This is a genomic window from Vibrio sp. qd031, assembly GCF_002100145.1.
GTDB lineage: Bacteria > Pseudomonadota > Gammaproteobacteria > Enterobacterales > Vibrionaceae > Vibrio.
The window spans coordinates 816,144-832,043 of the sequence record NZ_JXQD01000025.1; the positions used below are offsets into that span (position 1 = coordinate 816,144).

Consider the following 15,900-nt stretch of genomic DNA (forward strand, 5'->3'; position numbering starts at 1 on the left):
AAAAATGGCATTTTCATGCTAAATGATACTGGAATTAACAAATCAATGACAGTGGCTTAACCTTACAGTTAATGCGGCATTTACGTTTTATTTCTAAAACTTTGAACTTAGTAACAAAGGAACAAAATATATGGCTGCACAGCCTCTAACACGAGCAAGACTCATACAAATACTCTTGACAATGTTGTTGCTCATTGTTGCATTCGTATGGCGTACCGTCATTTTTAGTGATGAACAACTCAATTGTACTGCGCAACAAGTTTGTAACTTAGAGTTTGAACAGCACAAATTGACGTTAAAATGGTCTAAAGTAGGTCTAAAATTACAAAGTTCGCAAAAAATAGACTTTTCGGTGACCGCAATAGACGGCCAACCATTGGACCTCACTACTAACCCATCAGAATTGAACTTTACACCCAATACCAAGGGGTTGGTGTTGGAATCTGGTCATCAACGACTTACTATTAATCAACTCCCTCAATAAGGTGATGGTGTAATGGACAATTTAGCCGCATTAATGCCGCAAGAGTCACACCGTATTTCTGTCAGTGCTCACCCTACAGTAGAACTCGCTGTAGACGAACTTGTAGCCGAGATTGGGCCTATCAGGGCTCAATCCATGTTGATCTACTACACCCAGCACTATGACGCAAAACGTCTGCAACAACTCCTTCGTGAACACTACCCAAACACCCCAATTCATGGCTGCTCCACTTGTCGCGGTGTACTGACTAATAAAGGGTTCATTGAAGGCCCTGTTGTTGGGGTGTCTTATACACTAGACCCCCATTTCTCGACCTGTAACGCCATAACGACGTTTGACACTATCGATCGAAAAGAGGTTTGTAGCAAAACAACTAAAGCGATTGATAAAGCGATAGAAAAATCAAATCGTCAAGGCGAAGTTCCCGGACTCATATTGATGCATGGGACTGTAGGGACAGAAGAAGGTGTCCTTGAATGTATCGACAACTATTTTGGTCTACAGGTTCCTGTATTGGGGGGCACTGCTGCGGACGATTATATTGAAGGAAAATGGAGCATTTTCACGCAAGAAAGCGTGGTAACCCAAGGTGTATCCCTCACGTTTATTTATGGCAACGCTAATCTAAATACCTCTTTTGGGACGGGTTATATCACCACTAGAAAAAATGGTGTCGTTACATCAGCAAACGGGCGATTTGTTCTCACTATAGACGACATGCCCGCAGCGTCAGTGTATCGAGCCTGGACAAAGTCGATACTGCACGATGACCAATATCAGGATTTGATGCAACATACAGGTCATGTTCCGCTCGGCGTTCAATACATCAGCAACGAAAATGAAATATACTATCACCTGTTTCACCCAGTTCGCTTGTGTGACGATGGTTCCATTGAGCTGTTTGCAGAAATGCCGCAAGGCGTGAATATTAAGTTAATGATTGGTAGCCATGAGCATATGGTAGACAGAGTAGCGAGAATTGTCGGCGACGCCAGCGCATCTTTAATGTCGCCACTTGGGCCTTCCGCTTATCTTTCCATGTTTTGCGCAGGTTCAATGTATAGCATTTATGACCATTTACCGCATATTGCTAAACAACTAAACGCCACATACAACAACGTACCTTTTTTGTGTCCATTTACGTTCGGTGAACAGGGAATGACTGTCGAAGGCAAGAATGCACATGGCAACTTAATGATCTCTACGGTGGCATTTTCTTAGAAGGTAACGCAATTTGGATAGTCTAAAAGAAAAGTACAATCAAGTTTTGCACGAACTGCAAAGAAGTAGGGCACGTGAGTCGCAATTAATTAAAGAAAACATGATGATACATTCATCTTTGTCTGCTATCGGCGAAGCGTCAACACCGTCCGAAATCTTTAACCAATTGGTTACTGGCCTTAAAAACTTCATCGAATTCAAAGAAGCGGTCGTCATCTCTCGAACCAACGCCAACGCTTTTACCACGCTACTATCCACCGACAAAACGCTGTTTACCATTGCTAATTGGCCCATGCAGACAAAATTTGAACGCGTATTGAATGGTGAGACGCTTTTTCTGTTTGATAACACGCAAATTCCCGGTCTTTGTCATCACCTGGATACGAAGAAAAGTCTAGTGCTTATGACCGGTGTATCGTCGACATCAAGCCAATCGATCATATTCCTCATCGACTCTCCTGAGCATCGGTTTTCTCCGCGGTTAAGAGACGCATTGCATCGGCTTAAACCACTTTTTGAGCGCGCCATGCTCGATTTCGATTATAAAATGCGCCTGCAGACGATGGTTGAGCACCGAACGCTCGCGCTAAACCGAGCTAAACTGGACGCTGAGCAGGCCAATAAGGCTAAATCAGAGTTTCTCGCCATGATGGGGCACGAACTGCGTACCCCGCTTAATTCTATATTGGGCATGCTTGACATCCTAAAGGTTGAAAATCAAGAAGCCAGGTTGCTGCAACTGGCTAATTCCATGGAAGACTCAAGTGAGCTTTTATTGCAATTAATCAATGACTTACTAGACATAACCAAGCTGGAGCGGGGCACTTTATCGGTTAAATTTAACACTGTAAATCTGCGTGACACCGTCACCAATAGTGCATCGCACTTTCGATCTCAGCTCGAGGCAAAAGGCGTAACGCTAGACATCAAATTTTCAGACAACCTCCCAAGCGAATTCATCACTGACAAAAGTCGTTTACAGCAAATATTGTTCAACTTGATTGGCAATGCAACCAAGTTTACTCACAGAGGAACCATCAAAGTAGTAGCAAAAAAGTCCAATAAACAGATACATTTATCTATTTCTGATACGGGTATTGGCATATCGGAGCAAGACCTACAGACCATTTTTAAGCCTTTTGGCCAAGCCGACAATACCTCTACGCGTCAATATGACGGTACAGGGTTGGGGCTATCGATTTCAAAGCAATTGACCGAATTATTAGGTGGGGCAATTACCGTCACCAGTCAATACGGCGTGGGCAGTACATTTTGCGTCAGTTTACCGTGCGATCATCAATTGAAAGTGAACGAATCAAACGATTTTGTCGAAACCAGCGATAGCGATGAAATTGACTCACCAACGGTGTTGGTCGTTGATGATAGTGACTCAAATCGATTACTCATTAAGTTAATGACTGAAAAACTTGAAGTAAACTGCCATGAAGCCGCGAGCGGTTTTGATGCCGTAGACCTGGTTCAAGAAAAAGGTGTGAACTATTACGATCTGATATTTATGGATCTTTCGATGCCGAAAATGGATGGCATTGAAACGACGCAAATCCTCAACACAATGGGCGTTACCGCACCAATCATTGCGTTGACAGCGCACAACGACGAAGTTCATAGACAAAAGTGTATGCACGCTAAGATGAGTGGCTTTATGTGTAAGCCTGTGCGACTTAATGAAATTAAACAGGCCCTTATAAACCAACATCTTATTTCTGGCAATAATGGTACTACAACCAATTAGGTTTAATTATCAATCGACCAACATTAATTAAAAGTAGGGATTATAGTGAACAGTGGAGCTGAAGGTCTAAAACTACAGTATCCACATAAACCACATTTAACATAATATACATTAAGCGAAATTAAGTTTATTGCAAAATACGCCATTTAACTTGTGTATATGACTGAATTTGACACACGATTAGCCTAGTAGCCTCTAACTTCAGAGCTTCTACTAAGCTCGGCGTTTACCTTTGGTTTTAGCCACTTGGTGTGGATACACATTTCTAAAACGTTGTTGAATTTTGTTCGGTACGGATTTGGAGATCACTAATTTGTCGTTGGACTTGCGCTGATACACTTTAATAGTGCCAGTTACGTCATTGCGTTCAGCGATTTCTTTAAAGTCATGCAGTAACTTAGAACCCACTTGACCTCTTTTCGCAACCAGTTCGCCATTTTTAAACACAAACTTACTGTTTGGGCGATCGATAAACACCATAAGAAATATTACAACAGCTGCAATTGCAATTGTGGTCATCAACATAACTTCATTCCTCTAACAAGGTAAAACTTGGCAATAGTAAGCAGACGAAACTGCTCGTTAAGGCGCCAATAATTTAGTGAGATCTTCTTTCAGTGACGTGACCGTTTGGCTCGCTTTTTCACTTCGTGATGCTTCTGACAAAAGATATTCGATAGCATCAGACAGCGTACAACCAAGCTCATTGGCACGGTGTGACAGCTTTTCCCAAACCTGATAATCCAAATCGATCGACTTTTTCTTGGTGTGAACTTGCTCGGCATTAAAGTGGCGTTTACGCTTTGCACGTATTGCCTGCTTCAATTTAACATCGAGTTCTGGTGACATATGTTCATCGATCCACTCAATGACTTGAGTAGGATCACTTTCGAGCGAACGTAATTCTTCTATGGCCGCTTGCTGAATGCTGGAGTCTATGTGACGAGTAACTGAAACGCCGTCTTTCCATTTTTTAATCAGGTAGTTCCATTTCCAACCGGATTCTAAATTTTCAAGTTGCTGATACTTCATCACTAATCTTCCTTGAGGTCATGGGTGACAGCGTAACCCATGTTGTACGATTTCTCAATATTTTGAACCATAAAGTGCCCTAACGATCTCACAAATTTGACGGTTTTTGTCCTTTTACTAGGTAATGCGTCGCGCTCTGATATACTGTGCGCAAGCTAAAAGGATAAAACACCACAATGCAGTCAATTTCTTGGGAAAAAGTCACTCCTAGTTATCTTCAGTTAACACCGATAATCGAAGACGTTTCGTCAATACCTCACACATCATTTGAGCAGCTACAGCCTAGGTTCGCCGCAGCACTATCCGATTTCATAGAGCTCCAGCGCCACTGCCGTTTAATGTGGGTGTGCGGGCTCGACAACACTCGTTACCGCCAACTAGTAACAGAAGCCGCAAGACGTACGGTGTCATCATCACATCACAACATCGATGTAATCACCACAGAATCGAGTTCACTGGCACACCTATTTGGGCATTACTCTGTTGCCGAAAATGGCGAAATACTGAACCAAAGCATAGGGTTACTAGAGTCGCACCCAGAGAGTATTATTGTATTGCCTATCCGAACTCTCATGACAGAACCTGGCGCGTGGGAAAAGATTAAATCGCTAATATTAGGTGAGCCCGTGACTAAATGTCATTTGCATGGGCCTTCTCTGTCAGCACCAATTACGTATTCTAGCAACGCTAAACTGATCTTTGTTGGCGACCGAACCCAAATCTCCGATGTTGAGTACCATGATTCGGCGGCTCTGTCTTCAATGACACTGTTTAGCGAGATTGAACTAGAGATTAAATTAGACCAAGACAATGTCGCCCCCTACGTAGGGTGGTTAAAACACCTTGCGGAGCCTCTTCATATAAGCTTAGCTAATAGTGACGCGGTAACTAAAGTGCTCACCGCAGGCGCTCGCGCGTGTGAAGAACAGCACTACACCCCACTGTGCCCAATTTGGATCGAGCGTCTATTGTCGGAGTCATTACTGCAAAGCCAAAACAAGTCAATCTCTGCTTCAGACATTGAAGCAGCTCTTGCCAAGCGAGCTTATCGTGAGTCTTACCTGGTCAATCGAGCTCTAGACGATATTCTGGATGGTCAGGTCGTAATTAAGACCAAAGGCTCGCAAATTGGTCAAGTGAATGGTTTGACGGTTGTTGATATCCCAGGCCACCCAGTTAGTTATGGTGAGCCAGCGCGAATTTCGTGTGTGGTCCATTTTGGTGATGGTGACATTGCAGATGTAGAGCGCAAGGCCGATTTAGGCGGTAATTTACACGCTAAAGGTATGATGATCATGCAAGCATACATTAGCAGTGAAATGAAACTTGATGAGCCTTTACCGTTTTCTGCTTCTATCGTATTTGAGCAATCCTATAGCGAAGTGGATGGCGATAGCGCGTCACTCGCTGAGTTTTGTGCGCTGTCTAGCGCCTTATCACAATCACCGATCAAGCAGCACATCGCAATAACCGGAGCTATGGATCAATTTGGACAAGTACAAGCCGTAGGCGGCCTTAACGAAAAAATAGAAGGCTTCTTTTATGTGTGTCATCACCAGGGGCTAACCGGTGAGCAAGGCGTCATTATGCCATCAGCGAATCTGCGTCACTTAGCCTTGCACAAAGACGTTATCGAAGCCATTCGCGCAGGACGCTTCCACATTTGGTGTGTCGACAATGTAGACCAAGCGTTAGACATTTTGATTGGCATGCCGTTTAAAAACGCGGAACAATCTGTGGTCAATAAAATTGAGGATAGGATCCACCAATTAGATAACCCACACCCATCACAAACTGTGTTACAAAAGTTTAAGCAATGGCTTAAGATGGACTGATCGGAGTTGTTTGGCTTACACGTGTTCACTAAGATGCCTAAACCCAATATGGAGAAAAGATTACAATGACTCAAAAACCTTGCGATATTGCAAACTCTTACGACAGAGATGATCTTCTCGCGTCTAGCCGCGGCGAACTATTTGGTCCTCAAGGACCACAATTGCCAGCACCTAATATGCTGATGATGGATCGCGTATTGAAGATGTCTCAAACTGAAGGTGATTTTGGCAAAGGCCTTATTGTGGCTGAGCTAGACATTAAGCCAGACCTTTGGTTTTTTGACTGTCACTTCCCAGGCGACCCAGTCATGCCAGGATGTTTAGGACTTGATGCAATGTGGCAATTAGTGGGTTTTTTCCTTGGTTGGATCGGTGGCGAAGGTAAAGGACGTGCATTGGGTGTAGGCGAAGTTAAATTTACCGGCCAAGTACTGCCTACTGCCAAAAAAGTCACCTACGAAATTCATATGAAGCGTGTTGTAAATCGTAAACTCGTGATGGGTATGGCCGACGGCCGTGTATTGGTCGATGGTAAAGAGATTTACGTCGCCAAAGATCTTAAAGTAGGCCTGTTTAAAGACACATCCGCTTTCTAAGAAACTGATTTTTTGTTTGTAAATAGGCCACCTAAAGAAGGTGGCCTATTTTTTTGATTGAATGACTAAGTTCACGTCGACGGTCCTTAGTTAACAGATAAAATCCCCTAACCCTCTATTTTTAATCACTGCACTTGCTTGTCAATTCAATCCAATAAATCTAGTTATAGTGCGTTATAGGTGTAAGAAAATGGCCCTTTCGGGCCAAAATACGAAGAGCTGGATATCTATTTGATTAGCCCTGAATCCCGGTCGTGTTTTGCATCACGCCATCCTCCTAGCCAATAGGATTTGGCATCCACTTGCTGGTAAGGACACGTTTCTGCTGAACGGCCATTAACACCAGCTTTGTAACCCTGAGATTGGGCGCGCTCTAGACGATCCCTTTTCTGTCTCTTCATAGTCATTCCCTCTGTATGAGCTTTACTAATCTGTGGATGTCTCCACCTATTAAGAATTGTTCATAAAAGCGTAATACTCAAGAAACAAAAAAGCGCAGCAACACTTATTGTGAGCTGCGCTAAAGTTCTGTTAGTAATTAGTGGCGCTTTCTGAAAATGTAGATCCCGAATATGCCGATGAGCCAAGCGCCCAAACCAGCACCTTGACGTTCTACAGGGGCAATGTCTGAACTGCGCTCAACGATACTGGCGGAAGTCGCTCCTGCAATCGGAATCAATGTAACTGCAACAACCTGTTCAGTCTGCGTCCCGCCACCACAATATGAGTTATGCGCTGTTGTATCGTAGCCACCAACACACTTAATCGCGGTAGCACTAATTACACCTGCGTCGTTAATCGCTCCAGCTTCAATAATACGGTAAGCATTGTTTGCATCGCTATATTCACCGCCATTAGTTAAATCGTCCAGCCACCAAGATTTGTTATTGAATATAGCTCGTCTATCTGTGATTTTTATTGCCATATCTCCGGCTCGATTATTAATATCACCGAGTGGATAAATAAAACCTCGCTTTCGACGTTGCTTACCACCATCTTCTCGAGCATTTTCAGCGTCTACTTGGCCAACAACCTCATTATAGTTATTGATGGAATTAGCCTTCCCACCTGCTCCACTAAAAAAGATGTCGTTGGAAAAGTAGTTTGCAGAAGGACTAGATGCGCTTGCGTCGCTCCAGAACAATCTATTTGCTAACGCACCATTTAGCGCGCGTTTATATCGAAGCTTAGATTCACCAATAGCGACCAAGTTATTACTGATACCAGTCGCTCTTGAATTACTATAAATGTAAGCATTTTCACCAGAGTCATAAATAGTAGCGCCGGATATAGATTGGAACTGCCATTGATTGGATGGAACTGATTCACTTAACGTTAAAGAGAAATCTTCGCTAGGATAATAAATGCCTGCTTGCATTCCATAATTATTATCGTTGTGAGGCTTAACTACATTGTAACCAACCAAAACAGGCTTATCTTTATAAACACCAAAAGTAGGGATAGCAGCTCCTCGTGCGCTGGCCATTGCAGTGTAATCATTTCGATCCGCACGCTCGCCCTCTCCATGTGCCCACCCAGATATATGGGCCCCTTCAACGGCGTCTTCTTCAGCTTCAAAGCCAAGAGCCCAAATATAAGGTTTAGTCGCAAACGCTAAATGCTGACATTCGCGCCGTTCACCTGGATACGTTGCGCCACGACAATTGCTTAAATCACCACCATAATCTTTGTTTCCATCATCGACTTCAAAACTTTCGACAGATGCGCTGCCAATTACGTAGGTCACGGTATCTAATTCAAAAGAATCAAACGCCATGGTACGACCCATTTTCTCACTCAAAGAATCGCTTTGATCTGGAAGCAATATCGTATTTCCTACAAATGCGCGTTCACGATATCCAAAACCATAGTTACTTCCCAAATCATAGTAACCACTGCTTGTGGTTCCGATAACATCGCCATCGCTAGTGAAATTAGTAATCACGACATTATTGCTACCCCTAATAAATGGTGCAGAATCATTCACTGCAGACGAGCGTAGAGGGTCGATCATTTGCTCAGTTGTATCAACAAAGCCCTTCGCATTCGCAGTATACCCTTCATAGTAAGCTTGACGTTCACGTCGCAGTCCACCAAAACCATTTGAACCCCACCACTGCGAGATCGCCCAGTTTTCACAACTGTTGTAACCGCGCTCTCGGTCACAGTAGTACTCTAGATCATCTTGATCGAGGATATGAAATCGATTGTCGTAAGCCAGCGGTGCTTCATCTTTAAACGGAAAGCCATCGGTACCATTTCGTATTTCGTTACCGGTCTGAACATCCAAGCTTGTACACGTGGTTTCAAAGCAATTCTCGATGCCATCAATTTCGGTGACTGCAACGCCAAAAGCCTCGTTGCCCTGACCTTCCAAGTTAACTTCAACAATTTTATATAGAGCAGAATGCGCACTGGTCGCGGCGAATAAGGCTATTGCGATGGTACTTAATTTAAAGGTGTTCTTAATCAAAACAAAATAATCCTATTTCATTGCTTCGAGCTGTTCCCAGCGCTCAAAGGCAATATCGAGTTCCTGTTCTTTGGCAGCCAGTTCATCGAGAACCGGTTGCGTCAACGTAACATCTTGGGAGAAAAATTGCGCATCATTCACTTGTATTTGCAGCGCTTCGATGTCTTGTTCGAGTGTTTCTAATTTGTGTGGCAGTTCGTCCAACTCACGTTGTAACTTGTATGACAGCTTTTTCGCTTTCTGTACAGGCTCTACTGGGACATTCTGTGCGTTAGGCTTGTCCTTTTTCTCACTGGAGACCTTTTTCTGTGACGCTGTCACCAAGTATTCACCACGAGCCTTTGCTGCCTGAAGCTGTTGACGACGTGCATCGTGATAGCCACCAACATAATCACCAACACGTCCTTGCCCTTCAAAAATCCAGCTGGACGTCACTGTATTATCAACGAATGCACGATCGTGGCTAACGAGAAGTAAAGTGCCATTATAATTGGCAAGTAAATCTTCCAAAAGTTCCAACGTTTCAATGTCTAAATCGTTAGTTGGTTCATCAAGCACCAATAAATTATTTGGCTTTAGGAATATTCTGGCCAATAGTAAGCGGTTTTTTTCGCCCCCAGACAACGCTTTTACTGGCGTTCTGGCACGTCGTGGCGAAAATAGAAAGTCTTGCAAGTAACTTAACGCATGCCGCTCCCGTCCGTTAACCGTGACTTCTTGTTTGCCGTCTGCAAGATTATCGATCACGCTCTTTTCTGGATCGAGAATTTCACGGTATTGATCAAAGTAAGCAACTTCTAACTTGGTTCCACAGCGAAGTTTCCCATCTGTTGGCTCCAGTTTGTCCAGCAACAGTTTAAGTAGAGTCGATTTACCACAGCCATTGGGTCCGATAAGCGCAATTTTGTCGCCACGCATAATATTAAAGCTGAAATCATCAATGATCGATTTGCCTTCAAAAGCAAACTTGAGGTTCTGTGCTTCAAAGACAATTTTGCCGCTTCGAACACCTTCATCAATGTTGATATTGGCGCGGCCCTGTACTTCAATGCGCTCCTTTCGCTCTTGGCGAAGTTTTTTGAGCGCTCTAACGCGCCCCTCATTGCGAGTACGTCGGGCCTTAATGCCCTGCCTTATCCAGACTTCTTCTTGCGCAAGTTTTTTGTCAAACTCGGCGTTTTGAAGCTCTTCTACACGAAGCAGCTCTTCTTTCTCTAATAGGTACTTTGCATAGTCCCCTGGGAAAGACACTAGCTTACCGCGATCCAAGTCGACAATTCGAGTTGCCATAGACTGGATAAACGCCCTATCGTGCGAAATAAATATAATTGAGCCTTTGAAGTCTTTTAGAAAGTTCTCGAGCCACTCAATAGTATCTACGTCCAAGTGGTTGGTTGGTTCGTCTAGCAGCAACACATCGGGATCGCAAGCCAGGGCTCGAGCAAGCGCCGCTTTACGCTGCCAACCACCAGACAAATCGCCAAGCAATGTTTCGCCTTCAAGCTTAAGCGCCGCCATCACATTTTTGATCCGATCTTCAAAACGCCACGCACCAAGATGATCCAGTTGCTCTTGTACATTGGACAGTTTTTTAAAGTTACTTTCACTTGGGTCCACAGCAACGACATCAAGGAGGTCATGATAGCGCTTTAAAATAGCACCAACTTCTGCGAGCCCTTCAGAGACATAATCGAACACCGTCCCACTGACGTTGCGAGGCGGATCCTGTTCGAGGCGAGACACGACTACATCTTGCATAATTTGCAGTTTGCCGTCGTCCATTTGGGTTAATCCCGCGATAACCTTCATCAGCGTGGACTTACCCGCGCCGTTTCGGCCCACTAGACATACTCGTTCATTGTCTTCAAGTGTAAAGTCTGCTCTATCAAGCAGTGGAGTATCGCCGTAAGCCAATTGACCATTATGAATGGTGAGTAATGCCATGTATTGTTAACCATTGAGATAATTGTTGAGCGTCAAACGGCCAATTTAGCTCGTTAGACGCAACCTTTACGACTGGGATAACCCAGCCATACTGTTTAAAGAGAGTCTCATCAAACGCGATATCAACCACTTCTGGCGATAGTCCAAGCTCAGTGCAAATCTGAAGTGCTTGTTCGCATAGGTGACAGCCTTGAGTACTGTATAACGTGACCATTAGCTTGCGTGAGTAATGATCCAGCAGTTGTGTATATGCTTGTTACGTGCAAAATCCAGTGGCAAGGTTTGCGACGAAATATTCTTTGCCGACAGTCCAAGCTCATTAAGTGCATCCAGATCCATTTTAAAGTGGCGCTTGTTGTTAGAGAACACTATGGTCCCTTCTGCACTAAGAATACGCTTAAGATCGGTCATCAACGCAATATGATCACGTTGGACATCAAATGTCTGTTCCATGCGTTTTGAGTTAGAAAACGTTGGCGGATCGATAAAGATGAGATCGTATTGATTCTGTTCTGCAGTAAGCCACTTAAGGCAATCAGCTTGTACAAATTGATGCTCCTTACCTTTAAGGCCGTTCTCAGCCATATTCTCTTGCGCCCAATTAAGGTAGGTGTTGGACATATCCACTGTGGTGGTCGATGTCGCGCCACCAGCGGCAGCGTGTACGGTGGCAGAGCCTGTGTAAGCAAACAAGTTAAGGAAAGAGCGTCCCTTTGCCATTTCCCCTAAGCGCTTGCGGGTCAGTTTATGGTCCAGGAATAGCCCAGTATCGAGATAGTCGTGTAAATTAACGCGAAGTTTTACGCCATACTCCTCAACGACCATGAAGTGATTATTGGTCGATAGTTTTTGATACTGACTGCGCCCTTTCTGCTTCTCTCGTACTTTAAGCACAACATTGGTAGCGGGTACCCCAGTAACAGCGATGGTCGCTCGTACGATTTCAGTCAATCGCCGTTTTGCGGTTTCTTCTGGTACCGTTTTTGGCGCCGCGTACTCTTGGATCACTAAGTGATCGTCATATTGGTCAATCGCCACATTATAGTTGGGCAGATCCGCGTCATATAAGCGATAGCATTGAAGCTGCTCTTTTTTGGCCCACTTAGACAGTTTGCCGATGTTTTTCTTCAATCGATTGGCAAACTCTGCTGCCACCAACGGCGCCTCTGCGGATTGACCTTGTTTGTCTTGGACTTGCTGCGCAGCGGTTTCGGAAATGGAATAGTTTTTCAGGTGACAACGTAACGCGCCGTTACTCATCTTAAATTGCTTATCTGCACGCATGCCCACGCAGCTCAACAGCTCTTCAGAGCTCGAAAACAGCGATACTTTATGGCCAGAGAACTGCTGCTTTAGGCGAACACCTAATTCGGTATACAGCGCAATCAAGCCTGGTTCACTGCTGAGTCGCTCACCATAAGGCGGGTTGCATACAATAACACCGTGTTCAAACTCTTCCGGCTTATCAATCTGAGTCGCGTCAGCGACTTGAAAATCGATCAGGCTGTCCAATCCTGCCCGTCGTGCGTTATCACGAGCGGTTTTGATGACATAGCTATCCATATCATAGCCATAAAATGTTGACTCACACGCTTTGATGCCTTTGCGCGCTTTTACCTTAGCTTCACTCTTAATCTCAGCCCATAATTCGTAGTCAAAATCTTTATAGGATTCAAAGCACCACTGCTCTCGGTTTACAGACGGTGCCATATCACACGCTATCATCGCCGCTTCAAGCAACAAAGTGCCTGAACCACACATAGGATCCAACAAAGGCAGGCCTTTTTGCCATGCACTGCGACTAATAATTGCGGCGGCTAGCGTCTCACGTAATGGCGCTCGGCCTGATTGCAAACGATAGCCACGATGGTGTAACCCGCCACCGACTAGATCAAGACCAATAAGAGCTTTTTCTTTGTGCAAACGACAGTGAATACGCAGATCCGGCTGATCTTTATTGATCGACGGACGTCGATCGCCCACTTTTTCAAAATGGTCAACAACCGCATCTTTTACCTTCATTGCACCGTATTGGCTGTTACGAATTTCTCGGTTGGTTCCGTTGAAATCAACAACAAATGTTTTAGCAGCACTAAAATGCTTGCTCCACGAAACTGAAGAAGCAGACAGGTATAGATCCATATCGTCACGACAGTCAAACTCACTGAGCACTTCAACAAATCGGGACGCGATTCGGCTCCACAAGCAACAACGGTATAACGTAGCCAAATCCGCCTTAAAAAATACCCCCGCCTGAGTAAGTTTATAGTCTGTAATACCCAAGTCGGTCAGTTCATCGGCCAGCAGTTGCTCTAAGCCGTTGGCGGTAATCGCTAATATCTTTTTCATTGTGCTCTTAATTGGTGCGCGTTTAATCGGACAATTATATCCCGAAACCGATCTATTAGGCACAGTTTTCACAGCAGAAATTCGATAAATCCTCGTATCTGGCTAAGTGTTCATCAATGCCCCGACAAATTCTCCCGTTCAAGTTCAATAATTCATAAGTGACCACTTACTATACGTTATAACCTTTACTCATGGTGCTCTCACCTGTGAATGCATAATTATTTACCGTGAAACTGGTATAGACCAGGCGGTTTTATGCGCACATAAAAAGCAACACAAACGCTCAAAACAGGGAAATAATGCTAGCAAACCAAGATGAATTGGAATCAGATGAGTAAAAATTTAATTAGAAATAGTAGCGACTTAGCTCACGATTTAGACAATCACAGCTAAAGAAGACGGGCAAGTTGCCATTGTGAACACAGCCAAGTGGCCAAAGAAGGGACTAACCTATGAGGATAAGCGCTCGGTTTGGAGAATAATGGGTTAAACGTAAGGGCGGAATTACGACACCATAGAAATGGGCTGTGCCACTTCAACATATTCGATGTGCGTCATTCTATCGTGCATCACTTTGACCATGTCACCAAACTTTAGCGTTTTATAGCCGTTAAGTTGAAAGTCTTCTAGATCAACCAACGCACAGATACTCGCATTGTCGCCTGCTTCTACAACAATAAAAATGCCCTGGTTTAAGCTATTTTGCATCTGCACCAACATACCTTCACAAGGAATATCTACCCCATTACCGGCATCAAAGAACCAGCTTTTGGGTTGAACAGGCTTGTGGAAGCGCTTTGCCGCGACGCAGTTTAAATTGAGCTCTGCTTGGCGAGGCTCATTGAGGGGAAGTGTCGCAATCGAATCACGAAACGTATGGAACGCCTGTGCATCTTCGACATTGAATTGATTGGTTTGAAATGCGCAAGGAATAAGATCCTTGGTCTTAAGGTTGGCTTTGAATAACATGCCGTCATCAAGGTCCAGCATCAGTGCGGATTTTGAATGGTCGTAATACCAATTCCATGTATCGCTAAGTTTCAGCATAGGTCCTTCTCTACTTCGCTCATTATCAAACAACGAGAGTGACGCTCAAAAAATCTGTACAACATGTCACTGCATCGATAATTCTACAAAGGGACTGGCAAAAAAAAAGAGGAAGCAAGCTTCCTCTTTATGACGTTCGTTTAGGCTAATACTTAAATATTTTTTACAATATCAGCGACCAATTTTGGTCCGTGATAAATGAAGCCGGAATAAACCTGTACTAAACTGGCCCCTGCTTGCATTTTCTCTTTTGCCGAAACGTAAGAGTCGATCCCACCTACTCCAATAATTGGAATTTCACCTTTCAATAGCTCGCTTAGACGTTTAACCACTTCCGTGCTTCGCAGTTGAACAGGTCGGCCACTCAATCCGCCCGACTCTTGTCCATGCTTCAAATTAGAAACCATTGAGCGGTCAAGTGTCGTGTTAGTTGCAATCACACCGTCGATATCATGCTTAAGCAAAGACTCACAAATTTGCTCAATTTCATGATCATCAAGATCTGGTGCGATCTTCAATGCAACCGGTACGTATTTACCGTGTTTGGCCGCTAGTTCTTGTTGCTTTTCTTTCAGCTCTGACAACAGGGAATCTAACGCTTCACCATATTGCATGCTGCGAAGCCCTGGAGTATTCGGTGAAGAAATATTAACCGCGATGTAACCTGCATGTGCGTACACTTTTTCCATGCAGATAATGTAATCTTGATTACCCTCTTCAATAGGTGTGTCTTTGTTCTTACCAATGTTGATCCCAAGAACACCATCAAAATTGGCGCGTTTAACATTTTCAACAAGGTTATCAACGCCAAGGTTATTAAAACCCATGCGATTAATGATGCCTTCAGCTTCGATTAATCGAAACATGCGAGGTTGGTCATTACCCGGTTGAGGACGCGGTGTCACCGTTCCAACTTCTACGAAGCCGAAACCCATAGCGCCAAATGCCTCGATACATTCACCGTTTTTATCCAGCCCTGCCGCGAGGCCAACTGGATTTTTAAACGTTAACCCCATACATTCAACTTCGCGTTGCGGCAAGCGCTGACGAAAGGCGAAATCTAACGGTGTTCCGGTGATTTTAGGAAGATATTGAATTGCAAGATCATGCGCCTTTTCGGCGTCAAATTGAAACAAGCCAAGTCTGGCTAGACGGTAGAGCATTGT

At 44.2% G+C, this 15,900-nt stretch carries 14 protein-coding genes; 5 read left to right on the forward strand and 9 right to left on the reverse strand.

Features of this window, described 5'->3' with window-relative positions; all coding sequences use genetic code 11:
- Positions 1–130 precede the first annotated feature (130 nt).
- From ST37_RS15665 to ST37_RS15675, 3 genes are all read left to right on the forward strand, one after another.
- Positions 131–484 (forward strand): hypothetical protein, encoded by a 354-nt coding sequence (locus tag ST37_RS15665; RefSeq protein ID WP_084888039.1) that lies wholly within the window; start codon positions 131–133, stop codon positions 482–484.
- 12 nt (positions 485–496) lie between these two features.
- Entirely contained in the window at positions 497–1,705 is a 1,209-nt protein-coding gene (locus ST37_RS15670; RefSeq protein ID WP_084888041.1) for an FIST N-terminal domain-containing protein, read from the forward strand.
- A gap of 103 nt (positions 1,706–1,808) precedes the next feature.
- Positions 1,809–3,458 (forward strand): ATP-binding protein, encoded by a 1,650-nt coding sequence (locus ST37_RS15675; RefSeq protein ID WP_206780100.1) that lies wholly within the window; start codon positions 1,809–1,811, stop codon positions 3,456–3,458.
- A gap of 213 nt (positions 3,459–3,671) precedes the next feature.
- Here ST37_RS15675 and ST37_RS15680 read toward each other — a convergent pair whose 3' ends face one another.
- The gene (locus ST37_RS15680) at positions 3,672–3,983 is read right to left on the reverse strand and encodes a DUF3634 family protein (RefSeq protein ID WP_084888045.1); all 312 of its coding nucleotides are present in this window, start codon (positions 3,981–3,983) and stop codon (positions 3,672–3,674) included.
- A 57-nt stretch (positions 3,984–4,040) separates the two neighbouring features.
- A complete protein-coding gene (gene matP / locus ST37_RS15685; protein WP_084888047.1) occupies positions 4,041–4,490 on the reverse strand; it encodes a macrodomain Ter protein MatP in 450 nt (149 codons plus the stop codon).
- Positions 4,491–4,666: 176 nt separating this feature from the next.
- Here matP and ST37_RS15690 point away from each other — a divergent pair, with 176 nt between their 5' ends.
- Both ST37_RS15690 and fabA read left to right on the forward strand, forming a co-directional pair.
- On the forward strand, positions 4,667–6,325 hold the full coding sequence (locus tag ST37_RS15690) for a S16 family serine protease (protein ID WP_084888049.1): 1,659 nt from the start codon (positions 4,667–4,669) through the stop codon (positions 6,323–6,325).
- A 65-nt stretch (positions 6,326–6,390) separates the two neighbouring features.
- Positions 6,391–6,921 carry a bifunctional 3-hydroxydecanoyl-ACP dehydratase/trans-2-decenoyl-ACP isomerase gene (gene fabA / locus ST37_RS15695; RefSeq protein ID WP_084888051.1) on the forward strand — a complete coding sequence of 177 codons (531 nt, stop codon included), beginning with the start codon at positions 6,391–6,393 and terminating at the stop codon, positions 6,919–6,921.
- A 227-nt stretch (positions 6,922–7,148) separates the two neighbouring features.
- Here the strand turns inward: fabA and rmf are convergent, their stop codons facing one another.
- From rmf to pyrD, 7 genes are all read right to left on the reverse strand, one after another.
- Positions 7,149–7,322, reverse strand: coding sequence for a ribosome modulation factor (rmf, locus tag ST37_RS15700; RefSeq protein ID WP_084888053.1), 174 nt, complete (start codon positions 7,320–7,322; stop codon positions 7,149–7,151).
- Between the two features lie 137 nt (positions 7,323–7,459).
- On the reverse strand, positions 7,460–9,394 hold the full coding sequence (locus tag ST37_RS15705) for a DUF3466 family protein (protein ID WP_084888055.1): 1,935 nt from the start codon (positions 9,392–9,394) through the stop codon (positions 7,460–7,462).
- Positions 9,395–9,406: 12 nt separating this feature from the next.
- Entirely contained in the window at positions 9,407–11,338 is a 1,932-nt protein-coding gene (locus tag ST37_RS15710) for an ABC transporter ATP-binding protein (protein WP_084888056.1), read from the reverse strand.
- On the reverse strand, positions 11,316–11,552 hold the full coding sequence (locus tag ST37_RS15715; RefSeq protein ID WP_084888058.1) for a glutaredoxin family protein: 237 nt from the start codon (positions 11,550–11,552) through the stop codon (positions 11,316–11,318). The genes ST37_RS15710 and ST37_RS15715 overlap by 23 nt, the downstream gene beginning before the upstream one ends.
- A complete protein-coding gene (rlmKL, locus tag ST37_RS15720) occupies positions 11,552–13,687 on the reverse strand; it encodes a bifunctional 23S rRNA (guanine(2069)-N(7))-methyltransferase RlmK/23S rRNA (guanine(2445)-N(2))-methyltransferase RlmL (RefSeq protein WP_084888060.1) in 2,136 nt (711 codons plus the stop codon). Before rlmKL ends, ST37_RS15715 begins: the two co-directional genes overlap by 1 nt.
- A 504-nt stretch (positions 13,688–14,191) precedes the next feature.
- Positions 14,192–14,734, reverse strand: a complete 543-nt coding sequence (locus tag ST37_RS15725) for a cell division protein ZapC (RefSeq protein ID WP_084888061.1) — start codon at positions 14,732–14,734, stop codon at positions 14,192–14,194.
- 152 nt (positions 14,735–14,886) lie between these two features.
- On the reverse strand, positions 14,887–15,897 hold the full coding sequence (gene pyrD, locus ST37_RS15730; RefSeq protein WP_084888063.1) for a quinone-dependent dihydroorotate dehydrogenase: 1,011 nt from the start codon (positions 15,895–15,897) through the stop codon (positions 14,887–14,889).
- Between the last annotated feature and the right edge of the window lie 3 nt (positions 15,898–15,900).

Coding starts and splice junctions, on each gene's coding strand:
- ST37_RS15665 (WP_084888039.1), top strand. CDS start 131: ATGGCTGCACAGCCTCTAACACGAGCAAGACTCATACAAATACTCTTG.
- ST37_RS15670 (WP_084888041.1), top strand. CDS start 497: ATGGACAATTTAGCCGCATTAATGCCGCAAGAGTCACACCGTATTTCT.
- ST37_RS15675 (WP_206780100.1), top strand. CDS start 1,809: ATGATACATTCATCTTTGTCTGCTATCGGCGAAGCGTCAACACCGTCC.
- ST37_RS15680 (WP_084888045.1), bottom strand. CDS start 3,983: ATGTTGATGACCACAATTGCAATTGCAGCTGTTGTAATATTTCTTATG.
- matP (WP_084888047.1), bottom strand. CDS start 4,490: ATGAAGTATCAGCAACTTGAAAATTTAGAATCCGGTTGGAAATGGAAC.
- ST37_RS15690 (WP_084888049.1), top strand. CDS start 4,667: ATGCAGTCAATTTCTTGGGAAAAAGTCACTCCTAGTTATCTTCAGTTA.
- fabA (WP_084888051.1), top strand. CDS start 6,391: ATGACTCAAAAACCTTGCGATATTGCAAACTCTTACGACAGAGATGAT.
- rmf (WP_084888053.1), bottom strand. CDS start 7,322: ATGAAGAGACAGAAAAGGGATCGTCTAGAGCGCGCCCAATCTCAGGGT.
- ST37_RS15710 (WP_084888056.1), bottom strand. CDS start 11,338: ATGGCATTACTCACCATTCATAATGGTCAATTGGCTTACGGCGATACT.
- ST37_RS15715 (WP_084888058.1), bottom strand. CDS start 11,552: ATGGTCACGTTATACAGTACTCAAGGCTGTCACCTATGCGAACAAGCA.
- rlmKL (WP_084888060.1), bottom strand. CDS start 13,687: ATGAAAAAGATATTAGCGATTACCGCCAACGGCTTAGAGCAACTGCTG.
- ST37_RS15725 (WP_084888061.1), bottom strand. CDS start 14,734: ATGCTGAAACTTAGCGATACATGGAATTGGTATTACGACCATTCAAAA.
- pyrD (WP_084888063.1), bottom strand. CDS start 15,897: ATGCTCTACCGTCTAGCCAGACTTGGCTTGTTTCAATTTGACGCCGAA.